General features: G+C 61.7%; 23 protein-coding genes and 1 pseudogene. 16 read left to right on the top strand and 8 right to left on the bottom strand.

The window, feature by feature from the left end; all coding sequences use genetic code 11:
* Positions 1-98: 98 nt before the first annotated feature.
* From NKK47_RS19475 to copD, 4 genes are all read left to right on the top strand, one after another.
* Positions 99-1,106 carry an AI-2E family transporter gene (locus NKK47_RS19475; protein WP_352577937.1) on the top strand — a complete coding sequence of 336 codons (1,008 nt, stop codon included), beginning with the start codon at positions 99-101 and terminating at the stop codon, positions 1,104-1,106.
* A gap of 288 nt (positions 1,107-1,394) precedes the next feature.
* Positions 1,395-1,937: a hypothetical protein gene (locus NKK47_RS19470; RefSeq protein WP_352577936.1), complete on the top strand. Its 543-nt coding sequence runs from the start codon at positions 1,395-1,397 to the stop codon at positions 1,935-1,937.
* Positions 1,938-2,211: 274 nt separating this feature from the next.
* On the top strand, positions 2,212-2,553 hold the full coding sequence (gene copC, locus NKK47_RS19465; protein WP_352577935.1) for a copper homeostasis periplasmic binding protein CopC: 342 nt from the start codon (positions 2,212-2,214) through the stop codon (positions 2,551-2,553).
* A gap of 2 nt (positions 2,554-2,555) precedes the next feature.
* Entirely contained in the window at positions 2,556-3,413 is an 858-nt protein-coding gene (copD, locus tag NKK47_RS19460; protein WP_352577934.1) for a copper homeostasis membrane protein CopD, read from the top strand.
* A gap of 753 nt (positions 3,414-4,166) precedes the next feature.
* Here the strand turns inward: copD and NKK47_RS19455 are convergent.
* On the bottom strand, positions 4,167-4,307 hold the full coding sequence (locus tag NKK47_RS19455) for a hypothetical protein (protein ID WP_352577933.1): 141 nt from the start codon (positions 4,305-4,307) through the stop codon (positions 4,167-4,169).
* Positions 4,308-4,702: 395 nt separating this feature from the next.
* Between NKK47_RS19455 and NKK47_RS19450 the strand changes: the two genes are divergently transcribed.
* A complete protein-coding gene (locus tag NKK47_RS19450) occupies positions 4,703-5,347 on the top strand; it encodes a DUF1007 family protein (protein WP_502905012.1) in 645 nt (214 codons plus the stop codon).
* Positions 5,348-5,361: 14 nt separating this feature from the next.
* Positions 5,362-6,081, top strand: a complete 720-nt coding sequence (locus NKK47_RS19445; RefSeq protein ID WP_502905014.1) for a HoxN/HupN/NixA family nickel/cobalt transporter — start codon at positions 5,362-5,364, stop codon at positions 6,079-6,081.
* A 164-nt stretch (positions 6,082-6,245) separates the two neighbouring features.
* Here NKK47_RS19445 and NKK47_RS19440 read toward each other — a convergent pair whose 3' ends face one another.
* Genes NKK47_RS19440 through NKK47_RS19430 form a run of 3 tightly spaced genes read right to left on the bottom strand, consistent with a single transcriptional unit; the run spans position 6,246 to position 8,143 of the window.
* Positions 6,246-7,034: a hypothetical protein gene (locus tag NKK47_RS19440; RefSeq protein ID WP_352577931.1), complete on the bottom strand. Its 789-nt coding sequence runs from the start codon at positions 7,032-7,034 to the stop codon at positions 6,246-6,248.
* Positions 7,035-7,045: 11 nt separating this feature from the next.
* On the bottom strand, positions 7,046-7,762 hold the full coding sequence (locus tag NKK47_RS19435) for a HupE/UreJ family protein (protein WP_352577930.1): 717 nt from the start codon (positions 7,760-7,762) through the stop codon (positions 7,046-7,048).
* Positions 7,763-7,810: 48 nt separating this feature from the next.
* A complete protein-coding gene (locus NKK47_RS19430) occupies positions 7,811-8,143 on the bottom strand; it encodes a hypothetical protein (RefSeq protein ID WP_352577929.1) in 333 nt (110 codons plus the stop codon).
* Positions 8,144-8,300: 157 nt separating this feature from the next.
* Here NKK47_RS19430 and NKK47_RS19425 point away from each other — a divergent pair, with 157 nt between their 5' ends.
* From NKK47_RS19425 to NKK47_RS19380, 10 genes and pseudogenes are all read left to right on the top strand, one after another.
* Positions 8,301-8,582, top strand: coding sequence for a metal-sensing transcriptional repressor (locus tag NKK47_RS19425; protein ID WP_352495699.1), 282 nt, complete (start codon positions 8,301-8,303; stop codon positions 8,580-8,582).
* 9 nt (positions 8,583-8,591) lie between these two features.
* The gene (locus tag NKK47_RS19420) at positions 8,592-9,935 is read left to right on the top strand and encodes a cation diffusion facilitator family transporter (protein WP_352577951.1); all 1,344 of its coding nucleotides are present in this window, start codon (positions 8,592-8,594) and stop codon (positions 9,933-9,935) included.
* Positions 9,936-9,995: 60 nt separating this feature from the next.
* Positions 9,996-11,318 (top strand): MFS transporter, encoded by a 1,323-nt coding sequence (locus tag NKK47_RS19415; protein WP_352577928.1) that lies wholly within the window; start codon positions 9,996-9,998, stop codon positions 11,316-11,318.
* Positions 11,319-11,327: 9 nt separating this feature from the next.
* The gene (locus NKK47_RS19410; protein ID WP_352527314.1) at positions 11,328-11,768 is read left to right on the top strand and encodes a YqaA family protein; all 441 of its coding nucleotides are present in this window, start codon (positions 11,328-11,330) and stop codon (positions 11,766-11,768) included.
* Positions 11,769-11,931: 163 nt separating this feature from the next.
* Positions 11,932-13,494 carry an ABC transporter substrate-binding protein gene (locus tag NKK47_RS19405; protein WP_352577927.1) on the top strand — a complete coding sequence of 521 codons (1,563 nt, stop codon included), beginning with the start codon at positions 11,932-11,934 and terminating at the stop codon, positions 13,492-13,494.
* Between the two features lie 28 nt (positions 13,495-13,522).
* Positions 13,523-14,464 carry an ABC transporter permease gene (locus NKK47_RS19400; RefSeq protein ID WP_352577926.1) on the top strand — a complete coding sequence of 314 codons (942 nt, stop codon included), beginning with the start codon at positions 13,523-13,525 and terminating at the stop codon, positions 14,462-14,464.
* Positions 14,465-14,468: 4 nt separating this feature from the next.
* Positions 14,469-15,380, top strand: coding sequence for an ABC transporter permease (locus NKK47_RS19395; RefSeq protein WP_023722127.1), 912 nt, complete (start codon positions 14,469-14,471; stop codon positions 15,378-15,380).
* Complete coding sequence (locus NKK47_RS19390; RefSeq protein WP_023722128.1) at positions 15,377-16,390, top strand: ABC transporter ATP-binding protein; 1,014 nt, start codon at positions 15,377-15,379, stop codon at positions 16,388-16,390. Before NKK47_RS19395 ends, NKK47_RS19390 begins: the two co-directional genes overlap by 4 nt.
* Entirely contained in the window at positions 16,383-17,366 is a 984-nt protein-coding gene (locus NKK47_RS19385) for an oligopeptide/dipeptide ABC transporter ATP-binding protein (protein ID WP_352577925.1), read from the top strand. The genes NKK47_RS19390 and NKK47_RS19385 overlap by 8 nt, the downstream gene beginning before the upstream one ends.
* Before the next feature lie 36 nt (positions 17,367-17,402).
* Positions 17,403-17,507, top strand: a pseudogene (locus NKK47_RS19380) (YqaA family protein); the annotation flags it as partial.
* 221 nt (positions 17,508-17,728) lie between these two features.
* Here the strand turns inward: NKK47_RS19380 and NKK47_RS19375 are convergent.
* From NKK47_RS19375 to NKK47_RS19360, 4 genes are all read right to left on the bottom strand, one after another.
* Positions 17,729-18,502, bottom strand: coding sequence for a sulfite exporter TauE/SafE family protein (locus NKK47_RS19375; RefSeq protein ID WP_352577950.1), 774 nt, complete (start codon positions 18,500-18,502; stop codon positions 17,729-17,731).
* Between the two features lie 188 nt (positions 18,503-18,690).
* On the bottom strand, positions 18,691-19,365 hold the full coding sequence (locus NKK47_RS19370) for a LamG domain-containing protein (protein WP_352577924.1): 675 nt from the start codon (positions 19,363-19,365) through the stop codon (positions 18,691-18,693).
* A gap of 34 nt (positions 19,366-19,399) precedes the next feature.
* Positions 19,400-20,797 carry an ABC transporter permease subunit gene (locus tag NKK47_RS19365; RefSeq protein ID WP_352577923.1) on the bottom strand — a complete coding sequence of 466 codons (1,398 nt, stop codon included), beginning with the start codon at positions 20,795-20,797 and terminating at the stop codon, positions 19,400-19,402.
* A complete protein-coding gene (locus tag NKK47_RS19360; RefSeq protein ID WP_352517438.1) occupies positions 20,784-21,578 on the bottom strand; it encodes an ABC transporter ATP-binding protein in 795 nt (264 codons plus the stop codon). The genes NKK47_RS19365 and NKK47_RS19360 overlap by 14 nt, the downstream gene beginning before the upstream one ends.
* Positions 21,579-21,607 lie beyond the last annotated feature (29 nt).

Here is a 21,607-nt window from a genome sequence, read left to right as displayed (position 1 = left end):
AGCCTTACACACGTGTTGAACGCGTGTTCGCTTGCGCATCACCGGGTATCAAAGCTAATGAAACCCGGAGAGGACTTGGCTGCTTCTGCAGGTGAAAAGTGCTGACTTTCTCATGGTTCTATCTCGCGTCGTGCCTGCTTGCGCTTATAGCGCTCGTCGCCGTTCTCGAACTCGGACTGCTTCCGGCACTGCTTTCGGGCCTTCTCGTGTTCAACATCGTTCATTTCGCCGCACCGATGCTCCATCGAATCGGCGTTTCCAACAGCCTGACGAAAAGCCTTGCGCTGACCGTGGTGGCATTGATCTTCACGCTCCTGATAGCCGCCGCTATCTTTAGCGGCATGTCGCAATTGACTGGTGGTTCGGAGAACGTCGTGACGCTCCTCAAGAAGATGGCCGAGATCATCGATACCGCGCGCGTCCATCTCCCGACCTGGGCGATGGCCTATTTTCCATCAAACATCGAGGAACTGGAAGTCTTCGCGGCCCGGTGGCTCCGCGAACATGCCGGCCAGCTTCAACTCGTTGGGCGGGATGTTGGCGTCCTGGTGGTCCACATTGTCGTCGGCATGGTGATCGGCGGCTTGATCGCGGTGAGCTCGGCGGCGCCATCGCGCGAGCCCGGCCCACTGGCGGTCGCGCTCGCGGATCGTGTCAACATTCTGAGCAAGGCCTTTCGCAACATCGTGTTCTCGCAAATCCGGATTTCGGCGTTGAATACGTTTCTGACGGCGATCTATCTCGTCGCTGTTCTGCCGTCCTTCGGCATCGATCTGCCATTCATCAGGACAATGATAGCGCTGACTTTCGTCGCTGGCCTTCTGCCGGTCATCGGCAATCTGATCTCCAACACGGTGATCGTGGTTGTCAGCCTCAGCATCTCCTTCCTTGCAGCGCTCGGCTCGCTTGCTTTTCTCATCATCATTCACAAGCTCGAATACTTCGTAAACGCCAAGATCATCGGTTCGCGGATCAATGCGCGTGCCTGGGAGCTTCTTCTGGCGATGGTTTTCATGGAAGCCTGGTTCGGTATGCCGGGTCTTGTCGCCGCGCCGATCTATTATGCCTATCTGAAGGCTGAACTGACGATGCGCGGGCTAATCTAGCGTTAGGGCAGGTGGCGATTTGACGACGCAAGCAAGGTTGCTGGGAAACCGCGCAAATTTGGCCACTCGCTGAACAGCACCATCTGGTTAGTGAACCCTCAAGAGTTTCGTGACCGATTTGAAGGCCCCCGTTTAATAGCACGCCCACTGCAAAGACATTAGAAGGCGCGCTAAAACATAAATTGTCCGGAGGCATGTAATCTGCTACTGTTTGATCACCGACAAACGGCTCTGGAAAGCCGTGCGTCGGACATCATGCACAAGATCAACTCAAACCGGAGAACGGCCATGAAACGGCTTCTGACGGTCGCTGCCCTTTTGGCGGCAGGCAATTTGGTTACGATGCAAGGCGCAGCCGCCGACGACGCTGCGATGATCAAGAGCGCTGAATCTGCTGCACCCCCTGCCGTGGCAAGCGGCGCTGCGGTCTACGCCGCGGATGAAAAGGGCGCCATGCGCACCCTGCGCGAGGGCAAGAACGGCTTCTGGTGCATGCCGGACAGCCCGTCCACGCCCGGCCCGGACCCAATGTGCGGCGATGCCAACGCGATGGAATGGGCGATGGCATGGATGGAAAAGAAGGAACCGCCCAAGGGCAAGGTCGGCTTCATGTACATGCTGTCCGGCGGTACCGATGGCAGCAACACCGATCCCTATGCGACGAAGCCCGAGGAAGGCAACAATTGGATAGAGACCGGCCCGCATGTGATGATCGTCAACGCAATGGACATGATGCAGGGCTATCCGACGGACCCCAAGCCTGACACATCCAAGCCCTATGTGATGTGGCCGGGCACTCCATACGCACATCTCATGATCCCGGTTAAGTAGCTGAAATGGAGTCACGCGGGCGCCAACGCTTGTTTCGCCCGCGCTTGTCCTGATAATTACAAACGCTTGCGGCGTCCGTGACCTTCAATCGAGAGTCTCGGCGGTCGGTAGCGTGTTGGCCTGATCTCCCATCACTTCCGGCAAATGGAAAGTTTCGTGACAGCTCGAACAGTGGCGGCCCTGCAATACCAAATATTCGTATATTCGTCAGGAAGTGCATAGTCTTTGATGACCGTCGTCGCGGGAGGAGTTCGCGTTGAACCGGACTATCCGAATGATCGCCACAGTTGCGCTGTGGAGCGTGCCATTATCCGGCCAGGCGCTTGCGCATGCTCGATTGGTCGAGGCTACTCCAGAGATCAATAGCACCATTGCCGCTCCGCCCACTGAGATTCGACTGCGCTTTAGCGAACCCATTGAGGCTCGATTCTCGGGCATCGATCTTTCGGGGCCGGATGGTGCGAAGATCACCACGGAGATCGCGGTGCAGGATAAGGACATGGTGGCACCTGTATCAAGGTCCCTTGCGCCGGGTGTTTATCAAGTTGATTGGCACGCGCTGTCAGCAGACGGGCACAAGGTGAAGGGCAATTTCAAATTTGAAGTCAGACCGTAGAAATGGACGTTGATGGCACTCTGGCCTTCGCCCGGTGGGTCTACTTCCTCTCAGTGATGATTCTATTCGGGTCGGCACTCTTCCCTTTCTATGCGCTAGGCAGAACCGCGGCTCCCGCGCTTGCGCCTCTACCCCGTAACATCAATCCTGCCCTCGCACTTGCGGCCGCAATCTTCGCGGCAATTTGGCTGCTGTGCTTTACGGCCGGGCTCTCCGGACGCGAGGGTATGGTTGACACCTTGCGCGGCGTCCTCATGGAAAGCGACTTCGGAACTGTTTGGTTTGTTCGCCTTTCGCTCGTTCTCCTGCTCCTGGTGATCAGTTTCTCGGGGCGGCCCGAATTGATCGTCGGGCCGGCTTTCTTGCTACTGACCTGCGAGGGTTGGCAGGGCCACGCGGCGGCGTTGGGCCTTCTAGGCTCACTGACTCAAGCTCTCCATGTTGCAAGTGCCGGGGCGTGGATAGGTGGCCTCCTGCCCCTCGGCCTGGTTATCGCGGCAGCACAGCGGCATCCATCCGAAGTCGCAGGCGTGGAAACCGTCCTGTGGCGCTTCTCCCGCTTTGGTATGGTGGCGGTTGCGCTCATTTTTTTGACGGGCGCCATGAACACTTGGCTCGTGCTTGGCTCGTTCCCCGATCCGCGCAACAGCTACGGTCGAATTCTCCTGTTCAAGATCAGCCTATTCGTCGCGATGGTCAGTTTGGCGGTCTACAACCGATACGCCCTGGTCAGCCGCATGAAGTCCGAACCGGCCAAAAGCTTGGGCACATTATCTCGCAACGTTGCGCTGGAGCAGATCATCGGGTTTGGGGTGCTTATGGATGTAAGCGCGCTGGGGCTTATGGATCCGTACGCGTGACGCGCTGACTTTGCAATTATCCGCTGGCAACGTTTCTGCAATTCGCGATCGACACTCACCTCTATCCGCCTGGCGCACAGAGTGGCTGGCCGGTCTGGCTGCCGATCTCAACCAACGTCGGGACGTGTGGAGCGCGGATATATGCCTGCCACCTAGACACGATTCCATGCGTAAACGAGTAACTGCCAGCCCCAGCCGGCCAGCGTTCATCGCTCCTTTGATCCCCACCCTGGTGGAGAAGCCTCCCGAGGGCCGAGGGATGGACACACAAGTTCGACGGCTACCGCGGGTCTTCAATGCGGACCGCGTCGGAGAATAACTGGCGAATGATACTACGGGGCGACGGCGCAGCCGCCGACAGTCGGATGGAGGTCGATCTCGTCGCAGCCGCTGGGCCCGCTAAATGGCATTCTTGACTAACGTGCCAGAGGGTCCATTTTTTGACCCTGCGGTGTGCTGATGTCGAAGCCCCTCTTTATCCCGGCGCTCGCTGCTATATGCCTGAGATCGCCGCTGGTGCGTGCCGATAATGTCGATCTGGCGTTGGAAGCTTTTTGGTATTTGTCTTGCCCATGGACCTGACTTCGAACGAACCGTCGCTGCGGCCAGGAGACGCGGATGGACTCCGTTGTCCGGCGACGCAGCACTTGCCCCCGTCGATGACGTAGACGCCTTCCAGGGCTGCGAGGCGACCGGTGACGACCTCCCGGCCAAAACCATGATCGCGGTGACGTGCAAACTTGCTCCATAAAGCTATTCGATGTCGACCGCGCGCCATTCAAGGAGCGTTTCTTCGCCCGGACGGATGCCGAAACAATCGGCGAGGACAGAAACGGAATGCAAGTTTCCAAACTCTACATATTGACAGCCGGCAATCGCAAGCAGCTTGTCCATTTGACGTTCCCGAGGTCCGGAATCACATCGAACACGGTCATTGCAAGCTCGATCGCCGACGACTAGGGCGGATCAGCTGGTGTTATCTGCACGGGACGCGGGGCTTTTTGCGTTTGCAAGGAACTCGCGATAGGAATGCTTTGAATCGATCTGGAGCAGCAAATTGAGCGATCGGCAAAAGATCATCTGGATGATAGTGGTGGCAATCCTTGCTGGTATCGCGGTGATCATGCTCAAACATTGGCTGAAGGGCGACCTTGGGTAGCTGCCTCCTTAAATGAAGCAACACAGCCCTGATCGATCAAGGTTGGGCTTTGGCCCGTCCCATTTCGGCCTGCTTGCAATGGCAGGTGTCCTGTCTGATGCGGAATCGACGAGCGAAATGTGAGCGAAAAATGCAACTGACAGGCATGGTATCAGGCGCGGCGCTGTTGCTCGCTTCCGCCGCGGCAGCGAACGCCCATCCGCATGTGTTTGCCGAAGCGACGCTGGACCTGACCGTCGGTCCAGACAGAACGCTCAAGTCGCTTCGGCATCTCTGGCGTTTCGACGACCTCTTTTCCAGCACCGTGCTGATGGAATTCGACAAGAATTCCGACCTTGTCCTTGATGCCAAGGAACTCGATGAAGTCGCTCTCACCGTCCATGCGTCGTTGGCCGAGTACAACTACTTTCAGATGGTGACCTTGAACGGCAAGGACGTGACGATGGCGCCACCGCCGAAGTTCAGCGTCAGCTATGAAAACGATCAACTCGTCGTCCAGTTCGAAACGCAGCCGATGGACCCGTTGGCCCTTGCTGGAAAAGTCAGCATCGGCGTCTACGACCCGACCTTCTACACGGCGATCGATTTTACCGACGACGACAAGCTTGCGGTGGCCGGTCTGCCGCAAGGCTGCTCACGCGCCGTCGTCCGTCCAGATCCGGACACGGCCATCGCGCAGAACCAGCAGAGTCTGACAGACGCGTTCTTCAGTGACCCGACGGGGACCGATCTCGGCAAGATTTTCGCGACGCGTCTTGAGTTGACGTGTGGTTGAGCGGGGGCGGCTCGATCGTGTTTTTCCAGACCCTTGTTGAATTCCAACGCACAATCTACCTGGCACTGGCCGAGCAGATCAAACTGCTTGCGGCCGGCGGCGGTTGGCTGGCGTTCACGGCCTTTCTGCCGATGGGCATTCTGTTCGGTGCGGCGCATGCGCTGACGCCGGGCCATAGCAAGGCTGTCCTGGCCACCTATCTGGCAGGATCGGATGCCAGCGTCCGGCGTGGGCTTCTGGTGTCGCTGACACTCTCCTTCACGCATGTAACGATTGCCGTGCTGATCGCGGCGCTCTCGTTGCCGTTGGTATCGATTGCCCTGGGCAGTGTGGGCCGCGCCCCGCTGCTGGAAGACGTCAGTCGGGGCCTGCTTGGCCTGATCGGCATTTGGATGCTCTGGCGCGCATTGAGCCACGGCCATCACCACAAGCATGAGGGCGAGGCCGTCGGCGTCATGGCCGGCCTGATCCCATGCCCGCTGACGCTTTTCGTGATGACCTTTGCGATATCCAGAGGCGTTCCGGTCGCCGGCATTCTTTTCGCAATCACCATGATGGCCGGCGTGGCGCTGACGCTGTCTTGCGTTGCGGTGCTGTCGATCGTGTTTCGTGGACGTCTGGTGCATTTTTTCGATAGCCGGCCACGCCTGTTCGATGCCATTTCCCGAGCCATTGAGGGCGCTGCCGGCTTGGCGCTTGCCGGCGTAGCCGTTTGGCAGATCACGTCGGGCTGAAATGCCGTGAACCAGATCGAGCGGTGGATCAAGACCCGTTTACCTGAAGGTCAGCCGTGTCTTCCTCGCGGCGCAAAGCTTCGACGTGCATCTGCGCTCGTCGGTGGAACAGACGGATAGGTGACGCCCGACGCTCGAAGTGGCGCCGGGCGACCCTGTATGCGCTAGATCATACGCTTGATGTCGATGTAGTCGCCTTCAGTCTGGATCGTCAGGGTCACGTCGCTGCCACCGCGGTTGCGCCAGAACCAACCGTGATTTCCATCGAAGGCGGCTTCAATGGCACCTTCGTCAGCTGGAACGCTGCGACCCTTTTCATAGCTGACGGACTGACCGCCGCCATCGCCGTGCGTCTCGAAGTTCACCACGCCACCGTCAGCTGTCCAGGAAAAGTTTGCCTTGGCGCCCTGCCGCATCACGAGCTTGACTTCGGCACCCTGGCCTGGCGCCAACGTGAAGGATAGCTCGTCTTGCCTTCCATCTGGCTGGATCGGGGCTTCCGAGGTTGCTTCGGTGGCAGGCGTTGTAGCAATGGCCGGAGCCTCGGCAGGAGCGATCTCTCCAACTGTCACATTGTCTTGGGATACCGCCTCCCCAGTTGGCGACGGCTGCAAAGCAGGCCGTTCGGCGGTCAGAGCGACGAGGAGGTTTTCAATTCGGTCCATGCGCGCCATCAATTCGGCCGGAGGGACCATTTGCGTCATCCGCTCGGTTGGTGCCTTCGCGCTGGCCATTTCGTCGGCTGCCGCCTCGGCTGCCAGCTGTGTCTTGATTTCGCCCATTCTGGTGAGGCCGAGCAATCTGCCTGCTCCAGTCGGGTCGATCGCATACTCGGACGGCATGACGACCGTGATGAGCAAGGCGAACGCCGTCAGCGCGGCAATGAAGGTGGAGCGCTTGAGCTGCGCTGACGTCGGCAAATCGGCGCGGCTGGGAAGGTCGGTGTTGTACATGATTCGGTTCCTTATGCGGCGACGAACAGGCCGGTGAGCTGATATCCGATCAGCAGGAAACCAGCCGTCATCATGATGACGTTTGCGGTATAGGCGTGGCGCCAGAAGCTTCGTGTCCGGCGCCAGTAGCCCATCACGATCAGGATGGCGCCAAGAGCCAAGAGCTGCCCGATCTCGACGCCGACATTGAAGGCCAAAAGGTTGGGCACCAGGCCGTCCGGCGAGATGTTGTATTCGATGATCTTCGTCGACAGGCCGAAACCATGGAAGAAGCCGAAGACCAGCGTCGCGATCTTGGTGTTCGGCTGGAAGCCGAGCCATCGCTGGAAAGCGCCCATATTGTCGAGCGCCTTGTAGACCACGGAAAGGCCGATGATCGCGTCGATGATGTAGCTGTTGATGCCGACGTTGAAGTAGACGCCAAGCAGCATGGTCGTGGAGTGGCCGAGCGCAAACAGGCTGACATAGATGCCGATATGCTTCATCCGGTAGAGGAAGAAGATTACCCCGAACAGGAACAGGATGTGGTCGTATCCGGTCACCATGTGCTTGGCGCCGAGATAGATGAAGGGCAACACGTTGATGCCCGAGATTTCCTGGATGTAGCCCTTGTCGCCGGCGGCGACGGCATGGGCAAAGGCTGCCCCGGCGAGCAGCGGCAGGGTCAGCAGAGCGATAAGCAGGGGCAGGGCGGGTCGCCAGTGGCCCCGGTCGAAGGGTTCTTGCATAAAATTTCCAATCTTCGTCGTTGAGGGTGGCCGCGCGAGCGGCCGCGATCATGCGGCGAGGAATGGTCTCGGCGGTCGCTCGAGCCGGAATGTCGTGCCCGGATCGACGGAAGTCGGCGGGTAATTCAGCCAGCCCCGTTCGACCTGTGGAACGGTCGGTGCGAAGTCGGCTGGCGTGCTCGCCGTCTCGTGCGAGTGGTCGGCCGCATTGTGCCCGTGAAAATGGCCAGCGCTCTGCTCGTCGGCAACGCCGTCATCGTGTGCGTGGTCATGATCTTCGATCTGCGCGGCGGCTCCGCCGTGACGTTCAACCGCGGTGGCAATCGCGATCGGATCGTGTGAGGTCGAATAGCCGAAAGGACGCAGCACGCCGAACATCATCGCTAAAGCGATGACCAGACAAAAAACTGTGCTGTGGATCCGATTCGGCATGAACGGCGATTATTCTCCAAAATCCTAACGAATGGTTGTTGACTGCACCGGAATCGAGGCCTCTTTGAGGCTTGTTGTATCCCCTCCAAGAGGATAGTATCAAGAGATGAGCGAGCAGCCTCATACCCACGAAACCCATCCCGATATCGTCAAGCGCCTGAAGCGGGCTGGCGGACATCTCAAGGGCGTCATCGAAATGATCGAAGCGGGTCGGCCCTGCCTCGATCTTGCCCAGCAGCTCCATGCTGTCGAGAGGGCCATCGCGCAAGCCAAGAAGACCCTGATCCAGGATCATCTCAACCATTGCCTTGAAGACGTCGTCGGGCCGCTGGCGCGCGAGCAGCGCCGCTCGATCGACGAGTTCAAGGATATCACCAAGTACCTGTGAGAGAACACCATAATGGATAAGATACGCGACTGGTTCGGCTTCGGTCCGATGACGCAGGGCTTCGGCGGCCATGGACATGATCATGGTGATGGTGATGGCGGCCATGGCCACACCCACGGCGTCATCGATCCGACGATCGCCACGACGACGCGCGGCATCTGGGCAATCAAATGGTCATTCGTCGTTCTGGCCGTCACGGCAGCGCTCCAGCTTGTGGTCGTGTTCCTCTCCGGCAGCGTGGCGCTGCTGGCCGACACCATCCACAATATCGGCGACGCGGTCACCGCCGTCCCGCTGTGGATCGCCTTCATGCTGGTCCGCCGCAAACCGAGCAAGGCGTTCACCTACGGCCTGGGCCGCGTCGAGGATCTGGCCGGGATCGTCATCGTTCTCATCATTCTTTTCAGCGCCATCGTCGCAGGCTATGAGGCGATCGACAGGCTGATCAATCCGCGTCCCATCGCATTTCTTGGCTGGGTCGCCATCGCCGGCCTCATAGGCTTCATCGGCAATGAAGCGGTCGCCGTATTTCGCATCCGCGTCGGACGAGAGATCAACAGCGCGGCGCTGATCGCGGACGGCTACCATGCCCGCACCGACGGCTTTACCAGCCTGGCGGTCGTGCTGGGCGCTATCGGCGTCTGGCTGGGCTTTCCGCTTGCCGATCCGATCATCGGACTGCTGATCACCGCGGCGATCTTCGCCATCGTCTGGCAGTCGTCGAAAGCCGTGTTGACGCGCATGCTCGATGGTGTGGAGCCCGGCATCATCGACGAAATCCATCATGCCGCCGAACACGTGTCGGGCATCGGGCGCGTTGAAAGCGTGCAGGCGCGCTGGATCGGCCATCGTCTGCATGCCGACGTCGCCATCAGTGTACCGGAGACGGCGACGGCCAAGGACGTGCTGGGCGTAACCGAAGCCCTCAAGCAGGAACTGTTCGCCCACTTGCCGGCGTTGGCGGAAGCCAATGTCCGCCTGGTGAGCCCAGCCGGGCCGGCCGTCACTGGCGCGGAAGCCTCTCATGCTCACCATCATGCGCCGGCGCCCTTCAAGGTCGCCTGCGAGCTGGCTGCAGGAACATTGGAAATCGTCGATACACCGGCTGGCGAGCGGATGCGGCTGACCATCGATCGCCACGCCGACGATCTGACAGCGACTGTGATCATCGACCGACCCGAAGGGCCAGAGATGCTTCGCCTCGAGCCCGTCGCTGACAACCATCATCGGCTTGAGAGCACCATCGCCCCTGCCGAGCCGCATGAGTTCCAGGCGAGGTTGATCCTGGCCGCGAAGGGTCGCGAGCAGGTGCTGCCGTTCAAGATGGTCGAGCCGGAAGGTCACCATCACTGAGACAGGCAGGCCGTTCGCGCCAGTTCTCGACGAACCGTCATCCGCTGCAAGAAGACAAATATGCTTCAGGTCCTGGCCAATCGCACTTACCGTCATCTCTTCCTGGCCCAGGTCATCGCCCTGATCGGCACCGGCCTTGCCACCGTGGCGCTCGGGCTGCTGGCCTATGATCTTGCCGGCGCCGACGCCGGCGCGGTGCTCGGCACGGCGCTCGCCATCAAGATGATCGCCTATGTCGGCGTGGCGCCTGTCGCCGCCGCGTTCGCCGAGCGCCTGCCACGCCGCACCATGCTGGTTTCGCTCGACCTCATCCGGGCTGTGGTCGCGGTGTTCCTGCCCTTCGTTACCGAAGTCTGGCAGGTATATCTTCTCATCTTCGTCCTGCAGTCGGCGTCGGCAGGCTTCACTCCGGCCTTCCAGGCCTCGATCCCTGACGTGCTGCCCGAGGAGAAGGACTACACGCGGGCCCTGTCGCTGTCGCGACTGGCCTACGATCTGGAAAGCGTCGTCAGTCCCATGCTGGCGGCGGCGCTGCTTTCCGTCATCAGCTTCCACGGCCTGTTCGCCGGTACGGTTGTCGGCTTCCTGGCGTCCGCGGCGCTGGTCGTCTCCGTGGTGCTCCCCAGCCCGCAAGCCTCGGAGCCGCGCGGCATCTATGAGCGCACGACGCGCGGAATCCGCATCTATCTGGCGACGCCGCGATTGCGCGGGCTGCTGGCCCTTAACGTTGCCGTCGCGGCGGCAAGCGCGATGGTGATCGTCAACACGGTCGTCCTGGTGCAGGCGCAGTTCGGCCTCTCGCAAAGCGACACGGCGCTGGCGCTCGCAGCCTTCGGCGGCGGATCGATGATTGCAGCCCTTGCCCTGCCGCGGCTGCTGGAGAACGTCCCGGACCGGGTTGCGATGCTCTCGGGCGCCGCGATCCTGGTCGCGGGCGTGCTGGTGGGACCGCTCGCCGGCAGCTACTATCTGCTGCTGCCGCTCTGGTTCGTGCTGGGGCTCGGCTATTCGCTGGCGCAGACGCCTTCGGGCCGATTGATCAGACGTTCTGCCGATGCCGTCGACCGGCCCGCTCTGTTTGCTGCCCAATTCGCGCTTTCGCATGCCTGCTGGCTGATCACCTATCCCATTGCCGGCCGCGTCGGTGCAGCAATGGGATTGCCCTTCACCTTCATTCTGCTCGGCATCATTGGCGCCGCAGCCCTGCTTGCCGCGATCTGGCTCTGGCCGAAACACGATCCCGACGTGCTTGTACATACGCATGTCGATCTGCCTAAGGACGACCGGCACATCGGCGACGCAGTATGGTCGGAAGCGGGCTATGAGCATTCGCATGGCTACGTCGTCGATGATCGGCACCCGAAATGGCCCACGGCAAGCTGAGAGCTCGAAATGTCTGGCGAGCTCGCCATCTATGGCGGTCTTTTCCTGACCGCGTTTGCCGCGGCGACCATTCTGCCGATGCAATCGGAAGCAGCCCTTGCGGGACTGCTCCTGACAGGAAGCCATGCTCCGGCTCTGCTCATCGCTTTCGCAGGCGCAGGCAATGTGCTCGGCTCGATCGTCAACTGGTGGCTCGGCCGGGGGATCGATCGCTTTCGCAACCGCAAATGGTTCCCGGTAAAGCCCTCCGCGTTGACGCGCGCGACGCGATGGTATCAGCGCTATGGACGATGGTCGCTGCTGTTGAGCTGGCTGCCTCTCGTCGGCGATCCGCTGACGGTCGTGGCGGGGGCGCTGCGGGAGCCATTCTGGAGCTTCCTTGCGATCGTCACGATCGCGAAGGTCGGCCGCTACCTCGCGCTGGCGGCGATGACGCTGAGCTGGACTTAGCGCTTGTCGAGACCCGCGCCGGCACGGCGACATTACGCAGGATGGCGCTTTCCTTTGCCAAGCGCAGCGCTGCGCGCCAACTTGGATTGGCGCCGAATATGTCTATACAAATGGGAATGCATGTGTACAATCGCTACCAATCAATCAAAAATGGGGAACTGAAATGATCACTCTCGACCGCCGCAATTTCCTTGTTTCCACCGCCGGCCTTGCCTTCGCCGCCGCGCTGCCACGCACCGCCTTTTCCGAAACCAACGACACGCTGAAGATTGCCATCGCCGCGGAGACCGGCGATCTCGACCTGCTGCAGAATGTTTCAACGCTGAGCACCTACACCATCGTCTTCGATGCGCTGATCCACTACGGCCAGAACGGTGCGCTTGAGCCGGGACTTGCCACCAAATGGACCATTGCCGACGATCAGCTTTCGATCGCTTTCGATCTGCGTGAAGGCGTGACCTTCAGCGACGGCACGCCGTTCGATTCCACCGCAGCCGAATGGAACCTCAAGCGATGGATGGGGGTGAGCGACTTCTCCTGGATCGGCATTTCCGATGCGTTCGACAGCATTGTCACGGACGGACCAAACAAGCTGACGGTCAAGCTGAAGCGACCGGTGCCGGCCGCACTCCTCGAACTCACCATCGTCCGCCCAGTTCGTTTCCTGTCGCCCAAGGCAGTCGACAAGGATGGCAAGCAGACGGCGCCGATCGGAACCGGTCCATGGATCGTCGAAAAATACGATTCGAGCGGCACCAGCCTCGTTCGCAACGACAAATACTGGGGCGAGAAGCCGCTTTTCAGCCGCATGGAATTGAAGGTGGTTCCCGATGAACTCGCTCGTGCCAACGGCCTCCGCTCAGGCGACCTCGATGTCATCGGTGGCGACTGGGTGGCGACGCTATCGCCGCGCCGCGCCCGTGCGCTGGAAAGCGACGGCATGAAGGTTGTTGCCGAGCCGGGCACCGCGACGATGCTGCTCGGCTATTCGCCGAAGTCGAAGATCATCGCCGACAAGGCCGTTCGCGATGCCGTCTATGCATCGGTCGACCGGGCGGCGATCGCCAAGGTCCTGTTCGAGGGCTTTGCCGACCCGGCCGCCGATCTGTTCCCGGCGAACGTGCCGTCGTCGGGCAAGCGGCATGACGTGCCGGTGCGTGACGTGGCGGCGGCCAAGAAGATACTTGCCGACGGGGGCTGGGCAGAGAGCGGCGGCGCCTGGACCAAGGCTGGCTCTCCTCTGACCATCGACTTTCTGGTTTCCGAAGAGTCCCTGCCGGGATCGCGGCGCATCGCCGAAATGATCCAGGGTCAATTGTCCGAGGTCGGTTTCCAGGTCCAAGTCTCCTCGGTGGACAATGCCACCATGCATGAACGGCGTCCGGCCTTCGACTATGATCTCGCTTTCTTCACCACCTATGGCGCTCCCTATGACCCTCACGGGACCCTTGGCAATGCCTTCGTCTCGACGGCGGACAGCGGGCCTGACGGCAAGATCTATGTCTCGGACGCGCTCGACGGCGTAGTCAAGGCTGCGCTCGAGGCGAGCGGCGCCGAACGCGACCTGAAGATGCAGGCTCTCTACGATTGGCTGCACGACAACACCGCCATCTGTCCGCTTGTCGTCAGCCAGCGGCTGTGGGCTCACAATCCGCGCGCAGAGAACTTCTCGCTTCCGGCGACTGACTACGACTTGCCGTTCAAGGCGATCACGCTGAAGGCCTGAAGACTTCGAGCCCGAGTGAGGCCTGACGATGAAACGCACGATCCTGCGACGGATGCTGCTTGCCTGCCTTTTGATCCTGGCGGCATCCGCGCTGACATTCGCCCTGGTTGCGGCGGCTCCGGGCAATGTTGCGGCGCTCATTGCCGAGCGTGCGGCAGGTCCTGGCGCTGACGCGCAAATGATCGCCAAGATTGGCAACGAGCTCGGTCTCTACGACCCGTTGCCGATCCGCTACGGACGCTGGCTTTCCGGCGCGCTGGCCGGGGATTTCGGCATCTCACTGCGAACGGGAAAGCCGATCTCGTCGGAGTTTGCCGCCCGCATCCCGATGACGGCGGCTCTGCTTGCCGGCGGCGGCATTCTCGCCTTCATTTTCTCGATCGCGCTCGGCATTGCCGGCGCCGTCAGCAATGGTGGCGTGATGGACAGGTTCCTCCATGCATTTTCGCTGATCGGCGCGTCGACCCCGAACTTCTTCGTGGCGGCGCTGCTGGTCATCGTGTTTTCGGTGATGCTGGGCTGGGTACCCACCTTCGGGACCAGCGGCTTCACCTCATGGCTTCTGCCGTGGGTGACGATCGCGCTGTTCCCGGCCTCCGTTCTCAGCCGCGTCGTTCGGGTCAACCTCCAGGAAGCGATGTCGCGGCCGTTTGCGACAACCGGCTTCGCCAAGGGCTATACCAGAACGCAGGTGCTGCTGCGCGAGGCGCTGCCCAACATCGCCATTCCGTTCCTGACGACATTCGGCGCGCAATTCACGCTGATGATCATCGGATCGATCGTCGTCGAGACGGTATTTGCATTGCGCGGCGTCGGTGCCTTTTTCATCGAGGCGATCCGCTTCCGCGACTTCATCGGCATGCAGTCGGTGCTGCTGCTGTTTGTCGTCTTCTTCGTCATGGTCAATTTCATCGTCGACATGATTTGCATCGTCGCGGATCCGCGAATGCGCCGGGCGCGGGGAGCATGAGGCGATGAACATTTCCGCTATCAGGGACATCAAGGACTGGCCGTGGCTGGTGCTGCTCCCCGTAATCGGCTTTGTGCTGATCGGCATCTTCGCTCCTGCTATCATGCCTTACGATCCAAGTGCGCAGGACTATTCGGCGACACTGGAGGGCATGAGCTGGAACCACTGGCTCGGCACCGACTATCTCGGCCGAGACGTCTTCAGCCGCATCGTCGGTGGCGCCCGCATTTCCCTGGTGGCGATGGTGATCGTGCTTGTGGCCGCGTTGGCGATCGGGGTCACGATCGGCTCCTTCGCCGGCTATGTCGGCGGCCGTGTCGAGCTCGTCCTTATCAGCATCATCGATATTGCGCTGGCACTTCCGAGCCTGGTGATCGCGCTGGCGTTGATCGGCATTCTGGGCACCGGCTACTGGTCGATGATAACGGCGCTCACCCTGGCGTGGTGGGCGAACTATGCCCGCATGAGCCGCGCCGTCGTCACCGCCGAGCTGCAGCAGCCCTATATCGAGGCGGCCCGCGTGATGGGCGCCGGCCATCTGTGGATTTTTGTTCGCCATATCCTGCCGCATGTGCTTGCCCTCGTCGTGGTCTATGCAAGCGCCGACGCCGGCGCTCTTGTGCTGGCCATCGCCACGCTCAGCTTTCTCGGACTTGGCGTCGCACCGCCGACACCGGAATGGGGCCAGATGCTGGTCGACGGCATGAGCTACATCGAGGAGGTGCCGCGCCTCGTCGTGCTGCCCGGTCTGGCGCTGACGCTGGTCGTGGTCAGCTTTAACCTTCTGGGCGAAGCCTTCGCATTGCAAAAGGTGCCGCGGCCGGTTCGCGGCGCGACGTTGCGCAGACGCCGAAGGGCGCGCGCTCGCGAAGAAGCCGAGCGTAACGCCGTCGAAACGGGAACGACTTCAGCATGAGCGACGCTCAGCCAATCTATTCGATCGAAGATTTGGTCATCGACCTCTACGCCACCACCGTTTCGGTGCGGGCGGTGGACGGGGTGTCGTTCAACGTCCGTCCCGGAGAAACGGTCGCGGTCGTCGGCGAAAGCGGTTCGGGAAAGACCGTAATGACGCTCGGTCCGCTCGGCCTGCTGCCCGAGGGCGTGACCGTGGACATGAAAGGGTCGGCGCGAGCCGACGGAAGCGAACTGCTCAGCATCGGTTCCCGGCAATTGTCGGACCTGCGCGGGCGCTATTTCGGCGTGATTTTCCAGGACCCGATGAGCGCGTTGAACCCGATGCTGAAAATCGGCCCGCAGCTGGCACGCCAGGCGCGCCGTTTCGCTGGCCTGTCGCATGAGGCAGCGCGCAAGGAAGCGGTCTCGCTTCTGGCGCGCTCCGGCATCCCGGACCCCGAGGATCGCTATAACCGCTATCCGCACGAAATGTCGGGCGGCATGCTGCAACGCGCGATGATCGCGCTGGCGCTGGCGGCCCGGCCGCGCGTGCTGATCGCAGACGAGCCGACCACGGCGCTGGACGCCACGGTCCAGGCGCAAATCCTGGAGCTCATCCGTCAGATCCAGCGCGAGGATGGCATCGCGGTCGTGCTGATCACGCACGATATCGGCGTGGTCGCTTCCGTCGCCGATCGCGTCATCGTGCTTTACGCCGGCCAGGTGGCGGAGGAGGGGACGGCGATGGATGTGCTGACCCGGCCAGTCCATCCCTATACGCGCGGGCTGCTCGCATCGGTGCCGGATTTTCGCGCCGACGAACGCGCGGCGACCCGCGAGATACCTGGCCTGCCGCCAAACCAGATCAGGCTGGAACCGGGTTGCCGGTTTGCCGAGCGCTGCGAACTGGTCGAAGCCGGTTGCCGGCAGCACCGGCCGCCGCTGCAGACGATATCCGCGTCGACGAGCCCGCACCGTGTGGCTTGCCCGGTCGTGCTGAAACGAGAGGGGATCGCCGTCCATGTCTGATGTCGCGGCGATCGAGGTCAGGGGACTAAAGGTCCATTTCGCCAACCGTTCGGGTGTCGGCGCGGTGCGGGCGGTCGATGGCATAAACCTGACGGTCGCGCGCGGCGCGTTCCACGGCATCGTCGGCGAGTCCGGCTGCGGCAAGACTACGCTGGCGCGCACCATCGTCGGTTTGCAGAAGGAGAGCGAAGGCACCGTCCTGATCGGGGGAAGGGATCGCACCGAATGGCTGAAATCGGACAGGAAGTCGTTCAGCCGCGAAGTCCAGTTCGTCTTCCAGGATCCGTTGGGGTCGATGAGCCGCCGCCAGTCCGTCTACCAGACACTGGAGGAGCCGCTGCAGATTCATCGCTTCGGTTCATCAGTCGAGCGCCGGCGCCGCATCGCCGAGCTTCTGGACCTGGTTGCGCTGCCTGAGACGGTGCTCGATCGGCTTCCACGCTCGCTTTCCGGCGGCCAGCGCCAGCGCGTTTCGATTGCGCGCGCGCTCGCGCTGAAGCCGTCCATACTGGTCTGCGATGAGCCACTTAGCGCGCTCGACGTTTCGATCCGGGCGCAGATCGTCAACCTGTTCACGTCGTTGCAGAAACAGCTTGGCCTGACCATTGTCATTGTCGCGCATGATCTGGCGATCGTGCGCGAGGTCTGCTCGAACGTGACGGTGATGTATCTCGGCCGCATCTCGGAAGCCGGCCTGACCCGCCCGCTGTTTCGCGAGCCGGCCCATCCCTACAGCCAAGCGCTGCTGTCGGCTGTTCCTTCTCCCGATCCTCGCATCGAAGCCGGGCGCCGCCGGATCATTCTCGCCGGCGATCCGCCAAGTCCCAGCGCGCCGCCTCCGGGGTGCCGGTTCAACACGCGCTGTCCGGTGGCGATCGATGTCTGCCGGGTCGAGGAACCGATGCTGCGATCGGTGCCGCATGGCGGCGTGGCAGCCTGTCATCTGGCCGATAGCGGCCGCCGCCCGGTTATCTGAAAGATGGCGTTTCTGCCCCCAACGCGTTTCGCGAGGCTGACTGTCATTGCCGGTGTCCTGCGCGAGCTTTTTTTGCTGGTCACTGCCGCCAAGGTCGGCCGTTATCTTGTTCTTGCCGCCGTGACGCTGAGCGTCATCTGACCTCGCGAAGCTTCTCCAACCTGAGCGGGTTAGGCCCGACTGGTTCGAAGGAGCCAGCCCAAGAGCCACGTCTGATACAGGCGGTCGGGAAGCCTAGCTCTTTTTGACGGCGACCTTGTCGAGGGCTGCGCGCAGGCCTTTTGCCAGCCTCTGCGCGTCGCGGGACCGGCCAACCAAGCTACGGTACAGCGCGCGAAGGGCTCCAGCCAACATGGACATTGTTAAGACATTCCTGTGGCCGCGCGCCAGGCCTGCACAACCAAGCTGTGCTGGTTCCAGATCATCAGCGCTCCACTGACAGCCATGAGCGCGACCACAAGGCCGCGGAACTGTCTTCCACTCAGGCGTTCGAGCCAGGGCTTGGCCAGCAGATTGGCAAGCGCGGCGCCCAAACCCGCGGCTGCGCCGTATATGGCCGCCTGACCACCGAGCGTCCCGAGTCCGGTGAATACCGCGACCTTGACGACATCGGTCACAAACGAGTTCACGGATTTCGTGGCGACCAACGTCTCCTTCTCCGAACCGTAGTTCAGATAGAGCGAATTCAGGACGGGTCCCACCGTGCCCATCAGCGCCGACAACAGCGCGACGATCAGGCCGGCCGGGAGGAACCACCAGCGGCGGGCTCGATAGCTCCGCTCGCGCGCGCCGCCGCGAAATTCCCAGACAGCACTGATCAGATAGATCCCTATGAGTATCTGGAGCCATTCCGCCCGACTGTTGGCGAAGAGCCAGGAGCCCGCCGCGGCGCCGGCGATGGCGCCGGGCAGGTACCAACGGACCAGGCTCCAATCGATGTTGCGCCGAAACGCCAGGGCGCGGATGGGATTGCCGATGAGCTCGGTCAAGGTGATGACCGGCGCAACCGCCGCGCTCGCTGTGATGAAAGTCACGGCGGGGATCAGCAATAGACCTCCGCCTCCGGCCGAGAGGGTGTTCAGCGCCCAGGTGAGGAACCCCGCCAACGCCAGGAGGCCTAGTCTAATCCAGTCCATCGGATCAGAACGAAGCGGGCCTTCGATCGTTCCGAACGCATCGGTTCGCAAAAACCCGGCCCGCCTTTTGAGTCTCGTGTGCAATGGAAATAATCATCCGTTACCGGGCCAAACGCGGGCGCCCGGAAGACCGGACTCCGGCGCACCGTACCGCCGATACCTTTGAAAGCTGGTTGAAAGCGTACCGCCTAACCAGCCGGAGTTACGGTGAAGTCATCAAAATACACGTGACTGTCGGCCTTCGACCACAAGCCAACACGCCCGGTCACCGGCTCAGGCAGCGTGTCCTGCAGGTAGAGCTTGCCGTCGACATAGCCTTCGACCTTGGTGCCGGCGATGCGCACCTTCAGGTCGTGCCATTCATGGGTTGAGGTTGGGGTGTTCTTGACCCAGGTCACCGACGAGCGTTTCCCCTTTTCGAACTTCCACAACACAAGGTTGTTCTCCAGAGGGTTGGCGCGAATCGTGAGATAGTCGCCATTGGGCTTAAGGTTGAACAATATCCCTGCACCCTGGTCGATGCGGCCGCTGATGCCCTCGAAACGGACGGCGATCTCTCCATCGCGGAAATCCGGCACGCCCTCAAGAACAGCATAGGGGAAGTATGCATAGGCCTGGACGCGGTCGAGGAACTCGGCGTACCGCTCCCCATAGAGGGCCCGCGCCTTGTCTGCGAGACCAGCGGAAGTCTGTCCCTCCTTCCATTGGCGCCCGTCGACGGCCAACACCTTGTTGTCGCCTTCCGTTTCGATCCGCCAAATGCCTACCACGCCGGGCATCGCCTTCGAATCTGTGCCAACTTCCTCGTCCGAAAAATTGACGATGTCCGGCGAGCCCGCCGAAGCGGGCAGCAGCAAGGCCACCAAGCCGACACCTGCCGCGGCAATTGTCTTGAGGCTATGTAAGATGTTCACGGCTGATCTCCTTCTGGCTTGAAGTGTATTTGATGGCCGGTGCGCGGCGGCTCCGCCACCAAGCAACCCAGACGAGCAGCGGCAGGCCGCCGACGAACCAGGGAAGCGCGATCCACGGAGCCGCGACGAGCGGATAGCAGGGATAATCGCCGGCCCCGGTCGCCGGCACGGGCAGGGGTACATTTGCGAGCCCATAAAGGAGCGGCAGTACCTCCTCGGTGCCGGTCGATCGACTGACGGCCGACCGGCCGCCATAGCTGTACTCGACTTCGCCATACGACTCATCGCTTGCGCTGCCGACAACACTCTGCTGGTCGCCTGCAAAACGGATGACAATCCGTGGAATGACCCGCTCGAGCTTCGATAGGACGCTTGTTCGCAAATCGGCGTACCGGGGGTCTTCGGGCGCCAGGTGAACGGTGACGGTCAACTGATCGCTGAGTTGCGCCAGGGCCTGTTGGTCGGCAAGCGAGAAAGAGTTCCGTCGGTCCTCGGTCGCATCGGCCGACCATCTGATCTGGGTAGCCGCGACCATCACAAGACAGGTCGCCACGAGGCAGATGAGCGAACGGACAAGCTTGATGCGCACGGTAGCACCCATGGGGAGCCAGATGGCAGCGAGTGCGGCAAATCCAAGAATCGCCGCAAGCACCCCGACGACCAGACTGAGCGACAACAATCCGAGCTCAAAGGTGTGCAGCGTTTGCGTGAGCGACAGCCGCGACGACCAGCCAAGGAGGTCGGGTTGGCTGGCCGCCGCGAAGTCGATGACCCACGATCCGAGTGTGAAGCCGAGTGTGACAATCGCCGCGGTTGCCGCGCTCTCGGTAAGCGCAGCTGCGAATAACGCGATGGCGCCGACCAACAGGCCGTAGAGGAGATGTCCGAGAACAAGATTCAGGGTCTCGGCGACGAACAGATGTCCGCCCATGAACTCCCAAATCGCGAGCGCAGAGAGCGCAGGGATACTGGCAATGAGCCAAGCTGCGAAGACGGCGACCAGCTTGGCGCCAATCAAAGTCGGCGGTCGATAGGGCAGCTGGATCAGGAGCCGCAAGGCGCCGGACTCCTTTTCGTTGCCGAGCACGCGTATGGCAACAAAGGGAAACAGCAGCGTAACGGCGACGTAGAAGCCGCCGAACGTCGGAACCAGTACGCCGTCCAGCGGGGATAGTGCGCTCGCGAGCCCAGGCGAGGTGAGGGCAGTAGCGCTCGTTTCGCCGTAGAGCGACACGGCCTGAAAGAAGCTGAAGCCGACGAGAGGGCAGAGCATCAGCAGCATTGTCCAGAGCGGCCGGCCGCTCGCCATTTCCCGCAGCTCCTTGGCCAGCAAGGGGCCGAAGGGAGCGTCGAGCGGTACCGCTGCCTCAGGTGAGCGCAAGGAAAACCTCCTCCAACCCACCGGAGAGGATCCCCGCACGCTCCCGCAAGTCGCCCAAGGTCCCGACGCCGCGCACGTGGCCTTCTGCGAGCAAGACGAAACGGTCGCATATGCGGTCGGCATCGAGCAGCTGGTGTATGGCGAGGACGAGGCTGCGCCCCTGCGCCGCAACCTTGCGCAGCACGTCCATGATCTCGCGGGTCTGTCGCAAGTCGAAGCCGTCGAAGGGCTCGTCCATCAGCAGCAGTGGATGCGGCGTAATCAGGGCAAGCGCCAACATCAGTCGACGGGCATACCCTTTGGACAATGCAAGCACCCGCTTGTTCAGCACCGGTGCAAGTCCGACCGCCCTAACTGTGTCCGCGACGTCGAGGTCCGATGTCCGGTAAACACCGGCGAAGAACGCGAGCACCCGTTCGACATACTGGTCGCGCCACGGCCGGAGGCCGTCGGGGAGGTAGAAGATCGATCTCCGGCGCAATGCGGGTGGCAGAGGGGCGCCGTGCCAGAAAATCGTCCCCGAGTCGGCGGGAAGAACGCCGGCAACTGCTTCGAGCAACGTGGTTTTGCCGGCTCCGTTCGGTCCGATGAGACCGAGAACTTCGCCGGCTTCGACCGTGAAGGCAACGTCCGCCAACGCTGTTTGCGGGCCGTAGCGCTTTGTCAAGGCGTCGACCCGAAGGGCGACTCCGCTCGCTGGCGGTGTCGCGATTTGCGCCTTGTCAGGCATCCGGCTTCGCATCAACATCGGCTGATTCCCTCCCGGCGTGCGATTGGGCATTGCCCGGCCGAACTCCGCCGTTGGACGCG

The sequence above is a fragment of the Mesorhizobium sp. M0019 genome (assembly GCF_040323975.1).
GTDB lineage: Bacteria > Pseudomonadota > Alphaproteobacteria > Rhizobiales > Rhizobiaceae > Mesorhizobium.
The sequence above is the reverse complement of the archived record's forward strand: the minus strand, read 5'-3'. Positions and strand labels throughout refer to the sequence as shown.